A 19718-nucleotide genomic window follows, 5' to 3' on the forward strand; every position below is an offset into this window, starting at 1 on the left:
AAGGGGTATTCCTATGGACTTAACAAAACGCTTCAATAAGAATTTGGAAAAAATCGAAATTTCCCTTATTCGGCAATTTGATCAGTCGGTTTCATCAGTGCCGGGAATTTTGAAAATGACTTTGGGGGAACCGGATTTTACAACGCCGGACCATGTCAAAGAGGCTGCCAAGAGGGCTATTGATGCCAACCAGAGCCACTACACAGGTATGGCTGGACTTTTGGAACTGCGTCAAGCAGCTTCAGATTTCGTCAAAGAAAAATACAATTTGGCTTATAAACCTGAGTCAGAGGTTTTGGTAACAATCGGGGCAACAGAAGCGCTGTCAGCAACTTTGGCAACAATTTTAGAACCTGGTGATAAGGTTCTCTTGCCAGCACCAGCCTACCCTGGTTATGAGCCCATTGTTAATCTTTTGGAAGCAGAAATTGTTGAGATTGATACAACCTCCAATGATTTTGTTTTGACACCAGAACAGCTAGAGGCAGCAATTTTAGAACAGGGGCCAGAGCTTAAGGCAGTCCTTCTCAATTACCCAAGTAACCCGACAGGCGTGACCTACTCTCGCCAACAGATTAAAGATTTGGCAGCGGTTCTGAAGAAATATGAGATTTTTGTGGTTTGTGATGAAGTCTATTCGGAATTAACCTATACGGACGACGGCCATGTTTCACTAGCTGAGTATCTCAGAGAGCAAACCATTGTCGTGAACGGCCTGTCTAAATCCCATGCCATGACTGGCTGGCGGATTGGCTTTATCTTTGCGCCTGAGGAATTTACTGCTCAACTGATTAAGAGTCACCAATATTTGGTAACGGCAGCAACGACGAATGCCCAATTTGCTGGTATTGAGGCCTTGACAGTCGGTAAGGATGATGCCCTGCCAATGAAGAAAGAGTATATCAAGCGACGGGACTATATCATTGAAAAGATGAGCCAGATGAACTTCAAAATCATCAAACCTACGGGAGCTTTCTATATCTTTGCCAAGATTCCCGTAAAGGAAGGACAGGATTCCTTCCAATTCTTGAAAGATTTCGCTCAGCAAAAGGCAGTGGCCATGATTCCTGGGGTGGCCTTTGGCCAATATGGGGAAGGCTATCTGAGAATTTCCTATGCGGCCAGCATGGAGACTATTCAAGAAGCCATGAAACGTTTGAAGGAATTTATGGACCAGTATGCAGACTAAGGAATCACGCGGTCTGGTCCTCTTTAATCGTAACTATCGCGAGGATGATAAGCTGGTTAAGATTTTTACAGAGACAGCCGGTAAGCGAATGTTTTTCGTGAAACATATCAGTCGCTCCAAACTGGCATCGGTCATTCAGCCCCTGACCCTTGCGGATTTTCTCATGAAAATTAACGAGGACGGCCTGTCTTATCTTGATGATTATAGGGAGGTTGAGACCTTCAAGACCATCAATGAAGATATTTTCTTGCTCGCCTATGCTTCCTATCTTGTAGCTCTGGCGGATGCTGCCATCGAGGATGGCCAACATGATGCTCTCCTCTTTGCCTTTTTGGTGAAAACCTTGGAGCTCATGGAGCAGGGACTAGATTATGAGATATTGACCAATATTTTTGAAGTCCAGATTTTAGAGCGTTTTGGGGTTCGGCTGAATTTTCACGACTGTGTTTTTTGCCACCGTGTCGGCCTACCTTTTGACTTTTCTTATAAGTATTCAGGACTTCTCTGTCCACAACACTATGAAAAAGATAGCTATCGTAGTCATCTGGATCCTAATGTTCCCTATCTTCTAGATCGTTTTCAAACTATCTCTTTTGAAGATTTGCAGACTATTTCGGTCAAACCAGAGGTGAAGCGAAAATTACGGACCTTTATTGATGGCATTTATGATAATTACTTAGGCCTGCATTTGAAGGCAAAGAAATTTATTGATGACCTTTCCAAATGGGGAGACATCATGAAATAGCAAGAGACTTGGGATTGAAAAGTCCCAGGTTTTTTGCTGATTTGGTAGAATTAGGTTTTTTGTGGACTTAACCGTAATTGAAGAAGTATTAGGTTATTTTTAGGGCACTTCTTACTAACTGGGGATGAAAAGCAGGGTAAATTATGCTATAATACTGACACTAAAGAGAGGAAAAAGGGATTGATAATGAAGACAATTGCGGTAGATGCGATGGGTGGAGATAATGCTCCCCAGGCTATTGTAGAAGGGGTTAATCAGGCTCTGGCTGAATTTACGGATATTGAGATTAAGCTTTACGGTGATGAAGAAAAAATTAAATCCTATTTAAACCCTAATGACCGAGTTTTCATTGTCCATACAGAAGAAAAAATCAATTCGGACGATGAACCTGTCAAGTCTATTCGTAAAAAGAAGGGGGCTTCTATGGTTCTAGGAGCCCAGGCTGTGAAGGATGGCCAGGCAGATGCCGTCATTTCTGCAGGGAATACAGGGGCTCTTCTGGCTGCTGGTCTTTTTGTGGTCGGTCGAATCAAAGGAATTGATCGACCAGCCCTCTTATCAACCCTTCCAACGATTGGCGGTAAAAACTTTGTCATGTTGGATCTAGGAGCTAATGCTGAAAATACGGCTCATCACCTGCATCAGTATGCTATCCTGGGCTCTTTTTATTCGGAAGCTGTTCAAGGGGTGACGAAGCCTCGGGTTGGTCTCTTAAATAATGGGACGGAAGGAACCAAGGGAGACCCCTTGCGTAAGGAAGTTTATGACCTCCTCTCTAAGGAGCCTGCCATCAATTTTGTTGGCAATATTGAGGCGCGTGAACTCCTAAATGGCGTAGCCGATGTTGTTGTTACAGATGGTTTTACTGGCAATGCTGTATTGAAAACAATTGAAGGAACTGGCCTTTCTATCTTGAGTGCCCTGAAGGTCGCGATAAAAGATGGAGGGGCCAAGGCGAAATTAGGTGCCTTCTTCCTCAAGGATAGTCTCTATAGCTTGCGAGATATTATGGACTATTCATCTGCTGGAGGAGCAGTCCTGATTGGATTGCAGGCTCCGGTTGTTAAATGTCATGGGTCCAGTGATGCTAAATCTGTTTACTATACCATCAAACAGGTCCGCACGATGCTTGAAAATAGGGTTGTGGATAAGATTGTAGATGAATTCTCTCAGGAGAAAGCCTAGGAAAGAAAGGAGCTAAAGTTAAGACTGTTATTATAGAAATGGAGTGACAACTCCCCCTAACGTCCCTTACTATATGCTTTGTGAGTCTTCTCGAAAGGAGAACAAATGACCAGAAATGAAATTTTTGACAAGATTAGTCAAATGATTAAGGAACAAATGCATCATGAGGATATGGAGGTGACGGAGGATACATCTTTAAAGGATGAGCTTGGCGTGGATTCTATTGATTTAATGGAATTTGTCGTCAACCTTGAAGATGAACTCTCCATCGAAATTCCCGATGATGACATTGAGGATATAGTAAAGTTGGGAGATATGTTAGATTACTTAGAAGGTCGAATTGGAAAATAAGAAAAAGGAGTGGGCGGTGTGCTCGCTCTTTTATTATGGCCAGGATTTGATACCTGTCGAAATTCTGAGGAAACTTAGTATAAGTGGCGAGTCTGACGAAAGGGAACTTATACTCTTCGAAAATCAAAATTTTCCCACGGATAAAGTCACTCTATGATTTTTCATTAGAGTGACTACGAAAACTACAGTTGTAGTTTTCTATATCCCTAGCTAATTTCATAAAAGCTGTAATATTGACAGTTTTTACTCCATGTCGCGTCGTTAACTCACCTTGCCGTGAAAGCGAAGCTTTCCCTATTTCCAAGCTCAAAAGGTCTCCCAGACATTTTGAGCTACCTGCAGTTCGTGCGACGCAGAGCAAAGTCGGTCGATTTCACCAACTTTGTAAGGTTAGTAAGAGAGCTAGGCAATCGCTATGGAGATTGCCGTTCGATATCAGTCACTTTAGTGACTTGATGTCATTGCTCCTTGCTTCGGCTCTTTCGATTTTCATTGAGTATAAATAATTAGTCTTATGAAAGGAATCTTGCTATTTTTTCTATAAATGAGAATAATTTTAATTTTTACTTAAGTTTCAATCTCTTAACTTTTCTAGCAATTCAAAGATATAAGTCTGTTATTCTGGCGACACAAAGTTTTGCTAGAATGGGGGTGAGAGATGAAGGGATGAAAGTAGTCATTGAAGCAGCCAACGGGTTCTTGAAAAGTAAGTTTTCTGGAGTTAATAGCTTTGAAAGTCTTACGTTTTCTGACTTGTTAAGGGCTCAATAATCTATGAAGGAGAACCTCATGCCTTTCAAATCAAAAATCGGACCCCAGATTCGTCAAAAGCGGGAGGCCAAACAGCTCTCTCGGGAAAAGCTCTGCCATGATGGTAGTCGCTTAACGGTTCGCCAGCTGATTCGGATTGAAAAGGGGCAGTCTCTGCCATCGCTTGATAAGTTAGACTATATTGCTCAGCAGTTAGGACTCAAGCCATCGGACTTACTGGCCGAGGAAGAACTGACAATTCCAGATACCTACTTTGAACTCAAGCATCGCTTGGTGAAGTTTCCAACCTATGGTGACCCTGAGCGAGTAGGGCAAAAGCAGGCCATGATTGAGGAAGCTTATGAGAAGTACTTTACAGTCCTGCCAGAGGAGGAGTTGCTCTTTTTAGACTTATCAGAAAAAATTTTAAACTGGAGCCAGACCAAGAAATTGGTAGCCATTGAGGAGATTTATGAGGATGCTTTTGAGCAGCTTCAAGAAAAGAAGATTTATAATTTGAACGACCTCATGGTGCTTGGTTATTATCTCATAGGTATTCAGCAACAAAAGTATTATGATAAGAAGCTTTTTAATAAGTTAAAAAATCGCCTTTTGGAGCAGGAGCCCTCGACGGATGAGCTCTATAATATTGATCTGCTGTCTATATTGATTTCGGTGTTAGGTGTCTATGTCCAACATGGAGATTATGGAGCAACTCTACCTGTGTTTAAGAAGGTTTATCAGTTGATTGAGGAGACCCAGCAACCCAGCTATCGCCCTAGTGTTATGATGGTGGAAGCTAAATACTATCTCAATGTCGAAGGGGATAAGGAGCAGGCAGGCCAGCTTTATGATCAAGCCATTAATTTTGCAACCTTGCTAGGGGATCAGGTCTTGGCTGATGGCCTACGTGAAGAAAAGGATAGGGATAACCTGGCATAGTGACATGGATGTCACTATCTTTTTGGTGGAAGTAATATATAATGTAACCATCAAAAAGAAAGGCTGGAGAAAATGAAAAAGTTATTTTTAATCTTAGCAAGTCTTGCGACTATGGTGCTTTTTACCTTTTAAGAAGAGGCCTAAGTAAGGATAACTCAAAGAAAAGTCTAGTGATGTCCTGTGAGGGCTCGCTTTTTTGCTGGGCGGTTTTGGTAGGTCTGTCATAGCTTTATACTCTTCGAAAATCAAAATTTTCTCACGGATAAAGTCACTCTATGATTTCTCATTAGAGTGACTACGAGGTTGAGACAAAAAGCCCTAGCCTCGTTACTTTTTCAACATCAGACACATTGACGCAGTAGTTGATTGGAAGTCCTTATCCCTTGCAAGGCAAGTGATAGCGGCCATCCTAATCAACTGTGCGGAGGCGGGACGACAAAATCGATTTCTGGGAAATCGCGATTTTGGTCCCGCTCTCTATATCCCTGACTAATTTCATAAAAACTGTAATATTGACAGTTTTACTCCATGTTGCAGCGTTAACTCATTTTGCCGTACTTACTGAGGAAGGCGAAGCTTTCCCTATTTCCAACCTCAAAAGGTCTACCAGACCTTTTGAGCTGTCTTAGGTTATTAAAGAAAGGGGTGACATGGATGTCAGGCGACATCCATGTCGCTATTTTTTTGAGTAGGTCTATCCTATAATATAACCATAGCGATGAGGGAGACCAAGTTGCTAGTAATTCTAGAATTAAATTTGATAGAAAGGAGATTCTGATGGAACGGATTATTTGGGGAGATGAAGTTTATAGGTTTCCCCCTAAATTTAAAAGAAAGTTAGGATTTTAGTGAAATAAATATTATTTCACAATTGAAATTTACTTAATAGAAGAAAGGAAAAACATGGCAAAGAAAGTAAAAGCAAAAGCAGGAAAGCGTAACACCGTGAACTTGGGTATCGTTTCATATACTTATACCCGTGGCCGTCATAGCATCTAAGCAGAAAGGAAACAAACATGGCAAAGAAAGTAAAAGCAAAAGCAAGCAAGCGTAACACCGTGAACTTGGGTATCGTTTCATATACTTATACCCGTGGCCGTCATAGCATCTAAGCAGGAAGGAAATTAACATGACAAAGAAAGTAAAAGCAAAATCAAATAAGCGTAACACCGTAAACTTGGGTATCGTTTCATATACTTATACCCGTGGCCGTCATAGCATCTAAGCAGGAAGGAAATTAACATGGCAAAGAAAGTAAAAGCAAAATCAAATAAGCGTAACACCGTAAACTTGGGTATCGTTTCATATACTTATACCCGTGGCCGTCATAGCATCTAAGCAGAAAGGAAACAAACATGGCAAAGAAAGTAAAAGCAAAAGCAAGCAAGCGTAACACCGTGAACTTGGGTATCGTTTCATATACTTATACCCGTGGCCGTCATAGCATCTAAGCAGAAAGGAAACAAACATGGCAAAGAAAGTAAAAGCAAAAGCAAGCAAGCGTAACACCGTAAACTTGGGTATCGTTTCATATACCTATACTCGCGGCCATCACAGCATCTAAGTGAAAAACAAAAGATAGTTAATGTCATCTATTAACTATCAATAAAGTAGTGTATTTCAAGTATAAATGCCTACTTTATTGATAAATTAATATAGCGAAAGGATACTTATGATTTTATTTACTTCAATCTTTCAATCGGTATTTAAAAGGAGAGACGTTAAAATTTTTCTCTCTTTCTCACTATTACCGATTCTAGTACCACTACTATCAAAATTTATGGATGGTATGAAATCTGACTTAACCAGTAATTTCTTATCCTTTTTTGATGTTGCAATTAGTACCCAGTTTCGATTTGTTTTACCAGTCCTGCTGTTTTCTTTAGTCATCTCGTCGGTGTTTAAAGAAGAAATAGATTCTGGCATTATGTTCTTATACAAGGATATTAATCGAAAGAAGATTTTTAATGCAAAAGTTCTGAGTTTACTAGTTCTTTATGGCTTATTCTTTGTCCTTACAGCAATCCTTAGTTTAATAGCCTATTATGGGATTATGCTTCCTCAAGGACAGGTATTGAGTCATTTTTCCCCTGCAGAATTAGCAGGTTTAAAGACGACCCTTCTTTCAATCTTGGCAACCGTCTGTCTAAATATCATTACAACTATTTTAGTTAGTATGGTTGCCATCAAGGCAAAGACGATTCAGTCAACTTTAGTTGGTGTATTTTTCTCATTAGCAGCTTCAGTTGCTCCGATGCTAATTGGAATTAAATACATCTTTCCAAACGGCTATGTCAATTTGGGAGGAACGAATTTTGTTATTTCTGCCTGTTTAATTTTGTTACTGTCTATTATTTACATTTCAATCTTTTATCTGAGGGGTGTAAAGCAGTTTAAAAATATTGAGTTTTGAGGAGGGGAGAATGCAACAGCAAATTAAAAATCTACTTCTACCACTTGGCCTGATTGCAATTGCCTCGGTTTCCTATGTTTTTGGTTCGTCATTTGTCTTTTTTGGCTCAAAAGATAGTTTAAACCTACTTTATTTTATAGGAACAGCAATTTCTATGCCTATAGGCTTTATCCTAATTCCTCATTATCTAGCTCAAAAGAGAGGCTTATATTTTAAAGGAGATAAGGGTGATGTCACATTTAGCTTCAAGTCCTATCTCGTTGTTGCAGTTGTGATTTTCTTAATCAATCATTTCTTACTTGGAAGCGAGGAATACTTTCAGCAGATGATCATCTCTCTGTGTGAAGAATTTCTCTTTCGATTTGTTATCTATAAAATTCTGAGAAAAAGCTTTTCTTATTGGTCTGCTATTTTGATTAGTTCGTTACTCTTTGGATTAGTTTTACATTTAAATTATCCTTTTCTAGATAATTTAATTATTAGGGCACCCTTGGGATTTCTGTTTTCTATTTTAGCAACAAAATTTGGTCTCCAATATGCCATTGGAGGGCACTGGATCTATAACTTACTTCAATCCATACTTTAACAACAAAATACGAAGGGCATTAAAAAACGTATGATAATAAAGCTAGGGGAGAAATTTCTAATTTTTCAAGCTCCCTCATCTTTTTATCAGGTTATTAGCCCATGTTCAATTAAAAGGAGAAAATTATGATTTCATTTTTATTAACAGCTTTAGCTTATATTCTACTCACTATTTCAGCTTCACAATTTTTATTATCAATCCCTGTCCCGATGCTCCTACTTTTGCTATATGTAATTCCTCTCATTATTAATTTTATTGTTCAGCTATTGCAAGAAAAAAGATTTAGATTAATGTCTTCACTCATTCTTCCTTCATTCTCCCTCTTATATTATTTAGGCTTCTCCTATCTAACCTCAAGCACAGGTACATGGAGTCAATTTATTCAGGCAAATGAGTTTTCAAACAGCCAAATGAGCCTTAACATTACAACCAATCTTTTTGCAAGTTCACAACTAATTTTTGTAGGCCTACTATTTTATGGTATTTCATTGGCTACAGTAATTATTTCTAATAAAGTAAACGCTAAGGAAGGTGAGAAGAAATATGCTTAAAATTGAAAATTTATCCAAAAAATTCTCAGGAAATGATTTCTATTCCTTGTCTGATGTCTCAATGGAAATTGAAAAAGGTGAAATCGTTGGCTTAATTGGGAAGAATGGTGCAGGTAAATCCACACTGATGAAGATGATTGCCAAGTCTCTTAAACCAACTTCAGGAACAGTAACTTACAATGGCGTCGACCTCTATAGCCAAGATAACCTTTTAAAGGATTTTGGAATTATGATTGATCCTGTCTTCTATCCTGAAATGTCAGTTCTTGATAATCTAAAATTTTATCTTAAACTTCATGGAAAAAAAGAGCTCTATGGAAATATTGAAAGCACCCTCAAATTGGTGGAATTGTGGGATGCCCGAAACCGAAAACCCAAAGGTTTTTCATTTGGTATGAAACAAAGGACGGCCTTGGCTATTGCCCTAGTTGCAGAACCTGATTTTCTAATATTAGATGAACCTTTTGTCGGACTTGATCCAATTGGGGTGCAAAAATTAATTGATATCTTGAAGAAATGGTCAAATAGCCGGCAAATTTCAATGCTGATTTCTAGCCACCAGCTAGGAGAATTAGAATCCTTATGTGATCGATATGTTTATATCGAAAATGGAGAATTGGCAGATTCCTTCCAAGGAAAAGAAAACCCCAGCCTTCTTGTTAATCTAAATAAAAAGGTAGATTTAGGGATTTTTGAAGATATTCTTTCAGATGAGATTACCCTAGGTGAAAATTATTTAGATATTTCAGTTGCCACCAACTCGGAAACTTTAAATAAGGCTTTTTCCGTCCTTGCAAACCACCAACTCATTGAGTCTATTGAGGTTAAGGAAAATCATCTTAAAGATATCTTTATGAAAGGAGAGTAAGGATGAAAGAAATTTTTCCAGCAGTATTTGAGTCGGTTTGGCGTCGCAAGGAAACGAAAATATACCTTGTTTTCGCACTCTACCCCTTGGTTTATTTCGTCGCCTCATTTTTTGGCCATTCAAATTTTATGCAAATTGTTAGTGGAGGTGGCGTAAAAGTTGGCTACATGGATTTTGCAGACATGATGTTAAATGCTGTAGATACAATGATGTTACCAACTTTAGCTCTCTTCTTTTTAACAATTTCAGTATTTAAGAGAGAAACCGATGACCATACTATGTTTTTGTATAAGGATATTAATAGAAAAAATATCTTTTTTGCAAAATTTTTCAGTCTAATTTTGATATTAATTATCTATTTAGGAACCTTTCTCTTGATTTCCTTGTTCGTACATTATACGAGGGTTGTTCATACTTCATTTGGGACTTATCGTTTCACATCGGATTCACTTTATAATTCCCTGATGCAATGTGTAGGAACTCTGGTACTTTTCTTGAAGGGAGCTCTGTCTATTGCCATTGCTGCATTTTTATCCCTGCGTTCAAATGTCGGTATGACCATGGTCTCGGCTATCTGTTTGTCTATTACTATGATGATTACTCAGGTAATTGGTGGGCCAATAGCAGCCCTCTTTCCTAATGGTTATAATCAATTTGCAACTTCCTTGAATAATATTTGGATTGGTCTTCTAGGTCCCCTTGTCATTACTCTAATTTATGTGACCGCCTTAAACCACTTCAGTTGGAAAAAATTCGGGAAATTGGAGTTTTAGTTATGGTTTGGAAGATTCTAAAATTGCTCTTACAATTTTTAAATAAACCCAAATTTATTTTAGGACTTTTCCTTAGCCTAGTTGGAACAATTATGGGACTTTTTCTCCCTCAATTTATTGGAAAGTTATTAGATAAACAGTTCTTGAACTTATTGCTTTCAAATCCTGTCACCTTACTCATTGTGCTTTTTATGTTTGTAAGCGTCTATATCATTCAGTCCTTATCAAGTTATTTGATTGGAAGTTGTGGTAGTCTATCTTTAAATAAAATTCAAAAGTATATTTATTCCAGCTTACTAAAGACTTCGGTCGTTGACCTTGACCGGTTTAGGAGTGGTGATTTATCTAGCCGTCTGACCAACGATATATCAGTATTACTAAATTTTATAACGATTATTCTTCCGAAGTTCTTCTTGCATATTATTGTTATTGCAGGCTCGGTTTACTTTCTGTTTACCATTAACACTTTTATGACCCTAATCTGTTTATTTGTTATCCCAATTCTATTTTTAGCTATTATTCCTTTGAATAATAGGTTGGAAAAACACTACAGTTCCTACCAAGATGGGCTAGGTAATATTTCCAGTCAGATTAGTCACAAATTCACTCATATTCGTTTAATGAAGGCATTTAAAGGTGAGACTGTTGAATCAGATAAGATGAATAGGTTTTTTGATAAACAAACGACAAGCTTTAAAAAAATCATCGGTTTATCTGCAATTCAAGGAACCCTTGTTAATGGGATGATGGTTAGCTTTATCATTATTTTGCTGATATTGGCAGGAATTGAAGTGTCAAAGGGAAACATGACCATGACAACTTTGACGACTTTTATCCTGTATACGACCCAATTAATTGATCCAATCGCAGATATATCAGACACCTTGCCAGAATTAGTAGAATTTAATAGTGTGTCAAAACGACTAGCACAAATTTTGGAGTTAAAGCAAGAAGAAAATTCTAAAACCGACCATAAAGTAGTAAGCAATGGGGATATCGCTTTAAAAAATGTTGATTTTTCTTATGAGAGGGATAAGGTCTTAAGAGATATTTCTGTCAATATCCCTTCTGGAAAGCATATAGCTATCGTCGGTCCTAGTGGAGCCGGGAAATCAACAATTTTTTCTTTACTTATGAAATTTTATCAAGGGTATCACGGCTATATCAGTCTTGGTGGTGAAAATTTAACTTCACTTCCTGTTGGACAGCTCAGAGAATTAATCTCATATATTCCTCAAAACAACACGTTATTTCAGGGGACAATTAGAGAAAACTTGCTATATGGGAAAAATAGAGAGATTTCTCCAGAGCGTCTGAATCAGGTTCTTTCCGATTTAGACTTATTGACCCTGGTCGATAGTTTAGAGAAGGGGTTGGATACAGAAATTTCTGATAGCGGAGTCGGTCTTTCTGAAGGTCAAAAACAGCGTTTCAATATAGCAAGAGCCTTATTGAAAGAGCATCCAATCTATTTACTAGATGAAGTGACAGCAAATTTGGATAGCGTTACTGAGAATATTATTAGTAAGGCTATTGATAAATTGACTAAAGGGAAGACAAGACTGACAATCGCTCACAGAATGAATACAATCAGAAATGCAGATTCTATATTAGTTTTAAATAAGAAGGGACAGGTTTCTGATTTTGGTACACATGAACAGTTACAAAAGAGGAGTACCTTGTATAAGAAATTTCTATCCAGCGTTACCAACATAGAAGGACAAGTCATTTAAACTAGCATAGATTTAAAAAAAGAGAGGAAAAACGAATGCAAAAAAGCAATAGTGGATTTAAAATGTTGACAGATAAGCAATTGTCAAAAATTAGCGGAGGGGCAGGCTATGTCATGCCGAGTGATTGGCCCTGGACCAAATTCAAGTGGCCGAGAGGGGTTATTCCATGGAAATGAAAAATAAACTAGGTAAAGTAAAGAAAAGATGGCTTACCTTTGCTGTGACAGCAGTAACGGGTCTAGCTTTTATTACAGTGGGAGCAGATTCTGTTAGTGCAGATAGTCAAGGACAGGCTCAAGATTCTCAATCAGTTCAGGTAGGAAATGAGAACCAGGCGACTAGCGATGGGAATCAGGCTAAGGTTTCTAACCAAGATGGAGAGATTCCTATTTCGCTAGAAGCAAATAACCAGTCAGAGGGGCAGTCTCAGCCAACACAATCGACTTCCGAAGCTAGTCAGGACCATCATAAGAGCCAGGTTGTTGAAACTACAAATGAAGTAGCTCCCGTGCAGACTGACTCTACAAGTGACTCTACAAGTCAAGCCACCGAGCTACCTTCGGTGGCTCCTGCTTCAGATGGGGCAGTCATCCAGCAGGCCCCTCAAAATCAAGGGTCAGAAGAAAAGCCTGTGGCGGCAGATGCTAATCAGGAACCAGCGACTTCTGTAACAACAGAAGCACCCACAGTCACCTCCAATACTCAACGAGCAGACATTAATAAGATTGTTGACGGATCTTCATCGGGGATTTCGACCCTTGATGCGGCGGCTTTAACTCTCGAATTTGAGAAGGCCCGTATCAAAGGTGCCACTGATGCTAATATCTTAGCCAAAATTCAAGAGGCAGGGCGTGCGGTTCCAAATAATCTGACTTATCTTAGTGATTTTTATGATGATAATACGGGAACTAGTGGAACGGCCTTTCGTGATAAAGCTAGTAATAAGGTGATTATTGCTTATACGGCTACTAATAATGATGGGAATGAATTACAGGATGCTCTAGGTTCAGATTTGATTGGAATTGGTTTGGCGCGTGGTCAGCACTACCAACCAGCCTATGATTTTTACGACAAGATTGCTGGTCAATATGGGGCAGAAAATATTGTCATTACAGGCCACTCCTTGGGTGGCAATGTGGCCCAGCGTGTGGCTCTGAGGAAAAACGTGGCAACGACAGTAGTTTATAATGCTGCTCCGCTATATATCCCAGCCCTTGCTTATGTTGGTAATAAGGTTTATGAATCTCTTCGTAAAACGTTTGATCTTCCTTCTAATAAGGAGGAAGCTAAAAAGACCATTTCAGATATCAAGAGTGATATGAAGACTTTTACAGGCAATGTTATCCGCATCACGACGACCAAGGACTGGCTCAACAACTCCATGCGTTGGTTGGGTGCTGTCTACCTAAGTAAGGAATACGTGATTCCTAATTCAGGCAATCATGATCTACAGACCATTGCTGGAGATGCCAAACAGGTGGCTAGTGTAAAGTCTCAGGTTAGTATTTAAGGAAGGGAGCAGCAAAGTGTTAGGTGAAAAAGACCTATCTAAAGAACAGGTTTGGAGTTAATTTAGCATTTTGCCACTATACAATTTCCTTTACTTAGGAATCCCTGTGAAAGACTCAAGTACAAACAAATGGCTCGCTCCTCAAAAGGGGTGAGTCTTTTGTGGGATGTTCAGCTTATATCAGTTATTCCTATCTAGTGATGACATTGCTGTCACAAGATTGACATTCTTTTGATATTGTACAGAGATATCAGAAAAGGGTATAATTAAGTTAGATTTAAACTCAGGGGGTACTTGTAGTGGCTATGAAGGAAGAATTGGGACAACTCATCAAGAAAAAAAGGGAAGCGAAGAAGCTTTCGCAGAAGAACTTATGTGGCAATGAAGAAGAACTAACTGTTCGCCAACTTCAGAGAATTGAAAAGGGCAAATCCCTGCCGACTTTGGAAAAGTTAGATTATATTGCTAGGATGCTAGAGCTACCTATTTCTGCATTATTAGGAGAAAATGATCTCCAAATTCCTGATGAATATTTCGAGTTAAAAAATCGGGTTGTTAAATTCCCAACTTATGGTGATAAGGCCAGAATTGACCAGAAGATGAAGATGATTGAGGAGATTTATGACAACTACTTTGAGGTTTTACCTGAAGATGAGCTACTCTTCTTGGACTTGACAGAAAGTCTTCTTGGGGGAATTCATGAAAAGGTACTCCCAAATATTGAAGAAATTTATGATGATGCTTTTGAACAGGTCTTAAAGAAAAAAGTCTTTCATTATAATGATTATCTTTATATTGATTATTTCTTGTTTAAATGTCAAAAAGAAAAGTATTACGATAAAAATATTTTAAAAAAAATTGAGAGAAAAATACTTAAACAAAGTTTAACTTTTGAAGAGCTTTATAATATAGAACTACTTATGTCAGTAATGAATTTAATCGGGGTTTATGTAAGTCATGATGACTATCAAGATACTATGCCTTTAATAGAGAAGGGGTACCGAATTATTGATAAGGCACAACTTCACACTTATAAACCAGGACTTCTTGAAGTTGAAGCTAGATACCATATTAGAGTGGAAGGGAACAAAGAGAAATCAAAAGAAATCTACCAACAAGCCTTGATGTTGGGAGAGATACTGGGCGATCAAGTAATAATTAATGATATCAAAAAAGAAATGAAAATTGATGGGATTGAATAGATTCCTTTGCTAGTAGTGGGTAAGGCGGGATCCTAGTAGCTTTGTATTTAGGGCTACTATCATTTAGAAAAGGGTGACATAGATGTCAGGCGACATCCATGTCGCTATTTTTTTAGGAGAGAAATAGGTAGAATAGACTTATCAAATGAAAGGAAGTTTTTAATCCAAATGAAATTGAGAAAAGTTCTAGAAATACTAACAGTAATTGCTATGTTAACAGTATTGTTTCGGTAGTATAGATAAATAGAAAGGAGTTATTTTGAAAAAGTATTCCTACGTTTATCAGGGTTTAAAAGGGAAGATTATGAAAAAATGACATTATAGTTATTAAGACCGTGCTTGCTTGGGCTTGGCTGGTTGCTTTTGGTAAACTGGTCTCTGCCTTTGCTACAGGGACGGCTTCCGGTTTGTTTCCTATCGTGGCTTATAATCGTATCCAGGGGAGCTTTGGTTGGTCCTTATTCTTGGGAGTTCTCTTTAGCATCTTGCTGGTGGCAGCTAAAGAGCCTAAGAAAACTGTGAAAATTTAAGTAAAATAAAAACGAGTTCCAAAGGGAGCTCGTTTTTATGGTCTATTCTTGAATAACGGTCAGTTCGCTCTTGATGCCGTTGAGCTCGATTGTGTTATCTGCTTCTGGATTTGAAAAGTCGTTAGTTGGCTGGCCAGCTTTTTCGAAGGCTAGCTTGGTCGTCAAGCCTTTTTTTCTTGCCACAAAGTCAAAATCTTTGGGAAGATAGACTTTGGAGCTGCAAGAAATTTGGTTGAGATCCAGTCGGCCAGAGAAGGAATTGAGTTTGATTTGGCAGTCTAATTTATTGTTAAGTTCAATATGGCCTTGACAGTCTGTGAGGGAGACTTCGGAGGCACGTCCATCTAACTCAAGATTGTCTAAGTCTAGGTCCAGCAGATTAAGACTTTGGCAGTTGGCTTTTACGTCAACATCTCTTAGGTAGTTTTTAGGCAGGGTCAAGAAAATCATCAGGTCTTCTTTGCAAGTACTTTCGCTTAAGTCCGCTGAAGTTCTGAGCTGGAGGTCAAGCAGGTCCCTGCTATCATCAAGTTTAATCTTGCAGGCTTGTTCGAGATTTTTGATGCTATTAGAAGCGAGACGAATCTGAATTTTTTCGTTAGCTCTTGCTTGCAGGTAAATGGTTTGACTGCTGGCTAAGTTGAGGTCGAAGTGCTTTGGTCTGTCGATATCATAACTGGTGTAGCTTTGATAGAGGAAGTCCTTAGGCTCAATCGGGCTGGCACTTTCGGCTAGCAGGTCGTCTAGAGAAATCTGGAAGAGTTGCGCTATGGCCTGAAGGTTGCTGATGTCAGGCAGGCCACCACCCGTCTCCCATTTAGTGATGGCTTGACGGGAAACATGGAGCTTTTCGGCTAGTTTTTCCTGGGAGAAGCCCAGTTCTTTACGGTAATGGCGGAGGGTTTGATCAAGTGTCATAATATTATTCCCTTATTTCTAATAGTTCTGTGAATAGCTTGAGGTCTAATTTTCTGGTCTCAGCCTATTCACTCTTTTACTCTACCTTGAGTGAGACTGGAGAACCAGCAAGTTTGTTTGTCATTTAATAAAATTTTGCTACTTTTCGTAGCATAGCACTATTATAACCTATTTAGCAGGTTGAGTCAGGGTTGTTTTCGTATCAAAGAATTGTGCTACAAAGCGTAGCGAAAATAGATAATTTGTTAATCATAGTTGCTGGTCGCGATTCTATTTTCTCGTTATAGTATGAGCGACCTAGTTAAAAGGAGGATACTTATGATTAAACAGGTTATCATTTCGGCCCATCAGCTTGGAAAAAGTTTTGGTGAAAAAAAATAATCAAGAGACGATCTTTTCTCATTTAAATCTTGAGATTTATCAAGGAGATTTTACAGTTATTATGGGAGCTTCGGGAGCAGGAAAATCCACCCTGCTCTATTCTTTGTCGGGAATGGACAAACTAACAGAAGGAGAAGTTTATATTGATGGTACTAATATCACCCAAATGACCAGCGATCAACTGGCCAAATTTCGTAGGAAACAATGTGGCTTTGTTTTTCAGCAAATTTATCTCATGCAAGAGCAGAATCTTATGGATAATGTGCTAATAGCAGGAACCTTACTGACAAGAAAGCGAAAGGAATTGCTAGCCCAAGCCAAGAATTTGTTTGCGCAAGTGGCTATTTCAGAGCAAACTCAAGCCAAACTCCCTTCGCAAGTTTCGGGAGGGGAGGCCCAGCGGGCAGGAATCGTTCGAGCAATTATTAATCAGCCCAATATTTTATTTGCGGATGAGCCAACAGGGGCTTTGAGTTCAGCAAATTCAGATGCTGTTTTAGATGTTTTCTCTTCGCTTCATCAAGGAGGGCAAAGCATTGTGATGGTGACGCACGATAAAAAGTCGGCCTTACGAGGAAACCGGATTATCTATCTCAAAGATGGGAAGATTTTTGGTGAATGTCAGTTTGATGAGGCATTAGGTGACAAGGAGCGTCAGAAAAAATTTGATCAGTTTCTTTTAGAAATGGGGTGGTAAGTATGTTTCTTGCTTTTCAAAATCTCAGGAAGCAAAAGCGTCACTATTTTTCTTTCGCTTTGATGCTCTTTTTGACAGCGGTCATTGTCAATCTATCCCTCGTTCTCTCTTTTCAAACATCAAAAGCCTATGATCAGAACTTTAACAGATTAAAGACTGCCCAGTTGAATGTTTTGATTCCCCAGAAACAAGACAGTAAAGACCTATTAAAAGAGATTGATAAAATTCAGGGGGTGACTCTTGTAGAGCGTCATCAAGGGATTTTTACCAAGGCTAAGGTTCATCATTTTGCAGGGACGGACTTTGAAATGACAACAGTTTTCTACGACAGTAGTCAGAAAAGGAATTTGAATCGCTTTGAGTTGTCAAAATCTAGTAAAGTGGCCAGTCAGAGTGTCTATATCCCTAATTATATCTCCAAACTAGGAGGCTTTCCCCTTGGTTCTAAAATACGCTACACTATAGGCAAAAAGGACTACACCTATTCTGTCGCTGGGACCGTGGAAGAGATGCAGTACGGCAATTACGGTACTAATGTTATTGGGATCTATCTTCCCCATAATGCTTATCAGTCTCTATTCAAGGAAGAAGAGGCACATTCAGTTGCGGAATATTCTCTAAAGGTAAGTTCGTCATCAGATCTTAGTGTGGTGAAGAAAAAACTGACTTCGCTCTTGTCTGACAAAGGTATTGCAGCTGTGCTTATTAAAGATAGTAAAACCGTCAAGCAGGCGAGAACCATGATGAGCACCTTATTGATTGCTATTTTTATAGCAGTAGCTGGGATAGTTTTTATCATTAGCTTATTCTTGAGTGCTTTTCGAATTCAAAATCACCTTAAATCAGAAGTGGTTAATATGGGGGTGCTTAAGGCAATGGGTTATACCAGTGCTAAGATTATCTTTTCAGAAGTGCTTCCTTATCTATTGGTGGCTATGATAGCTACGGTTACGGGGGTTCTAACCTCCTATCTGGTACTTCCTTTTCTCGCTTCCTTTTTAGAAGTTCAATCGGGATTCTCCTTTCAGCCGACCTTTGATAGCTATGCTCTGTGTCTGATTGTGGTGTTTGTGACTGGAGTAACAGGGGGGTTAACTTATCTTTGTGCTAGAAAAATTCATCGCTTCAATCCTATTGATGCTGTTAGGAGAACAGACTCTACTCGGCGATTCTCGAATCATTTTTCCCTAGCAAATTCTAAGCTAGGAATCTCGGGGGCTTTAATCTTAAAGCAAGTATTTGCGTCTTTTTGGCAAAATATGCTACTGTTTGTTTTAACCGTAGGACTCATGATGTTACTCGCTTGCTCAGGGACACTGCTTTATAATACTGCCGGTAAGCCCGATAATTTTTTAAGAACCCTTTCAGAAGAGCTCCCTTCTGCTATTTTTACTGTAGACAAACCTCAAGAGTTACAAAATATAAAAAAGGAGCTTAAAAGCGACTCCAGAGTTAAACAAGTTTTAGACTATTCTACTCAGTCTGTCAATGATCCTGATGGAGGTCTAACAGCATTTGTAACACCAGACTTCTCTAAGTTGACTAATGATATTATTTATAAAGGTAGAAACCCCTCGACCAGTGATGAGGTGGCAATTGGCAGTGCCTTAGCTCATCATTATAAAATTGGTGATTGGATTAGACTGGATAATAATGGCAGGTCTCACACCTATAAAGTTACAGGCTATGTCCAAAGTGTCAACAATCAAGGACAGGTTTGTGAATTGACGGCGGCAGGCTATCATAAGATTACTGAAACGAGACTGAATCATTTGAATGTTTATCTGAAGAAAGGAGCGTCTGTCAGGCGTTTCATAAAAGAATACAGGAAGAACCATTCGAATAGTTCTTTAAAGGTTACTAATTACGATCAAGTTATTAAGACTGGTAGTAGGCTCTATACGGGAGTTATTGCTCTTGTCTTAGGTGCTGTCTTTACACTTTCCATATTTATGATTAGCTTAGTTTTGTTTGTGGTTATTAATTCACTGATTACCAGACGGAAACAGGAGCTAGGCATCTATAAGGCTCTAGGTTGGTCCGATAAGCAACTGATTTTCCAGTTAATTTTTGACTTTATTCCTGTCATAGTACTAGCTGCATTTTTATCCATTCTATTAGAAGTTCATCTCATTCCCCTATTAAATCAAGAAGTTTTAGGCCTGGTTGGAGTTTATAAAAATCATTTCCAAGTTTCATTAGGAGTTTTATTTCTTCTTGCCTTAGTTTTTATTGGCTTAAACTTTGTGATTAGTTTGTTCTTATCTCGGTCAATAAAAACGATTGTTCCTTATTCTCTTTTAACAGAATAGCAAAACAAAAATAGTTCGTAAATAGCGAACTATTTTTGTTTTTGTTTTTTGTATTGTCTGTAAAACATTGAATAAGTCAGTG

General features: G+C 38.7%; 16 protein-coding genes and 1 pseudogene. 16 read left to right on the forward strand and 1 reads right to left on the reverse strand.

Annotation, left to right across the window (positions count from 1 at the left end):
• The first annotated feature begins 13 nt into the window (after positions 1-13).
• The 14 genes from DYE66_RS02000 to DYE66_RS02075 all read left to right on the forward strand — a co-directional run bounded on the left by DYE66_RS02000 (position 14) and on the right by DYE66_RS02075 (position 15328).
• Entirely contained in the window at positions 14-1189 is a 1176-nt protein-coding gene (locus DYE66_RS02000) for a pyridoxal phosphate-dependent aminotransferase (RefSeq protein ID WP_002996313.1), read from the forward strand.
• On the forward strand, positions 1179-1934 hold the full coding sequence (gene recO / locus DYE66_RS02005; protein WP_002996279.1) for a DNA repair protein RecO: 756 nt from the start codon (positions 1179-1181) through the stop codon (positions 1932-1934). Before DYE66_RS02000 ends, recO begins: the two co-directional genes overlap by 11 nt.
• A gap of 186 nt (positions 1935-2120) precedes the next feature.
• Positions 2121-3119, forward strand: a complete 999-nt coding sequence (plsX, locus tag DYE66_RS02010) for a phosphate acyltransferase PlsX (RefSeq protein WP_002996334.1) — start codon at positions 2121-2123, stop codon at positions 3117-3119.
• A gap of 105 nt (positions 3120-3224) precedes the next feature.
• Positions 3225-3470 (forward strand): acyl carrier protein, encoded by a 246-nt coding sequence (locus DYE66_RS02015; RefSeq protein WP_002996108.1) that lies wholly within the window; start codon positions 3225-3227, stop codon positions 3468-3470.
• A gap of 789 nt (positions 3471-4259) precedes the next feature.
• Entirely contained in the window at positions 4260-5162 is a 903-nt protein-coding gene (locus tag DYE66_RS02020) for a helix-turn-helix domain-containing protein (RefSeq protein WP_002996140.1), read from the forward strand.
• Between the two features lie 1672 nt (positions 5163-6834).
• A complete protein-coding gene (locus DYE66_RS02030; RefSeq protein WP_002996038.1) occupies positions 6835-7575 on the forward strand; it encodes a hypothetical protein in 741 nt (246 codons plus the stop codon).
• A 10-nt stretch (positions 7576-7585) separates the two neighbouring features.
• Positions 7586-8161: a CPBP family intramembrane glutamic endopeptidase gene (locus DYE66_RS02035; RefSeq protein ID WP_002996116.1), complete on the forward strand. Its 576-nt coding sequence runs from the start codon at positions 7586-7588 to the stop codon at positions 8159-8161.
• A 125-nt stretch (positions 8162-8286) separates the two neighbouring features.
• Positions 8287-8712: an Msa family membrane protein gene (locus tag DYE66_RS02040; protein ID WP_019788283.1), complete on the forward strand. Its 426-nt coding sequence runs from the start codon at positions 8287-8289 to the stop codon at positions 8710-8712.
• Positions 8705-9580: an ABC transporter ATP-binding protein gene (locus tag DYE66_RS02045; protein ID WP_019783523.1), complete on the forward strand. Its 876-nt coding sequence runs from the start codon at positions 8705-8707 to the stop codon at positions 9578-9580. Before DYE66_RS02040 ends, DYE66_RS02045 begins: the two co-directional genes overlap by 8 nt.
• 2 nt (positions 9581-9582) lie before the next feature.
• Complete coding sequence (locus DYE66_RS02050; RefSeq protein ID WP_002996240.1) at positions 9583-10353, forward strand: hypothetical protein; 771 nt, start codon at positions 9583-9585, stop codon at positions 10351-10353.
• A gap of 2 nt (positions 10354-10355) precedes the next feature.
• A complete protein-coding gene (locus DYE66_RS02055) occupies positions 10356-12086 on the forward strand; it encodes an ABC transporter ATP-binding protein (protein ID WP_002996320.1) in 1731 nt (576 codons plus the stop codon).
• 166 nt (positions 12087-12252) lie between these two features.
• Entirely contained in the window at positions 12253-13596 is a 1344-nt protein-coding gene (locus DYE66_RS02065; protein WP_425328988.1) for an alpha/beta hydrolase, read from the forward strand.
• A 299-nt stretch (positions 13597-13895) separates the two neighbouring features.
• Positions 13896-14798, forward strand: a complete 903-nt coding sequence (locus tag DYE66_RS02070) for a helix-turn-helix domain-containing protein (RefSeq protein ID WP_002996233.1) — start codon at positions 13896-13898, stop codon at positions 14796-14798.
• Positions 14799-15133: 335 nt separating this feature from the next.
• Positions 15134-15328, forward strand: coding sequence for a hypothetical protein (locus DYE66_RS02075; RefSeq protein ID WP_002996044.1), 195 nt, complete (start codon positions 15134-15136; stop codon positions 15326-15328).
• A 42-nt stretch (positions 15329-15370) separates the two neighbouring features.
• On the opposite strand, the gene DYE66_RS02080 is transcribed toward DYE66_RS02075, so the two are convergent.
• The gene (locus DYE66_RS02080; protein ID WP_002996079.1) at positions 15371-16246 is read right to left on the reverse strand and encodes a helix-turn-helix domain-containing protein; all 876 of its coding nucleotides are present in this window, start codon (positions 16244-16246) and stop codon (positions 15371-15373) included.
• Between the two features lie 318 nt (positions 16247-16564).
• Between DYE66_RS02080 and DYE66_RS02085 the strand changes: the two are divergent.
• Both DYE66_RS02085 and DYE66_RS02090 read left to right on the forward strand, forming a co-directional pair.
• Positions 16565-17324, forward strand: a pseudogene (locus tag DYE66_RS02085) (ABC transporter ATP-binding protein).
• A 2-nt stretch (positions 17325-17326) separates the two neighbouring features.
• Positions 17327-19636, forward strand: coding sequence for an ABC transporter permease (locus DYE66_RS02090; RefSeq protein WP_002996352.1), 2310 nt, complete (start codon positions 17327-17329; stop codon positions 19634-19636).
• The last annotated feature ends 82 nt before the right edge of the window (positions 19637-19718 follow it).

This window comes from Streptococcus downei MFe28, assembly GCF_900459175.1.
Taxonomy (GTDB): domain Bacteria; phylum Bacillota; class Bacilli; order Lactobacillales; family Streptococcaceae; genus Streptococcus; species Streptococcus downei.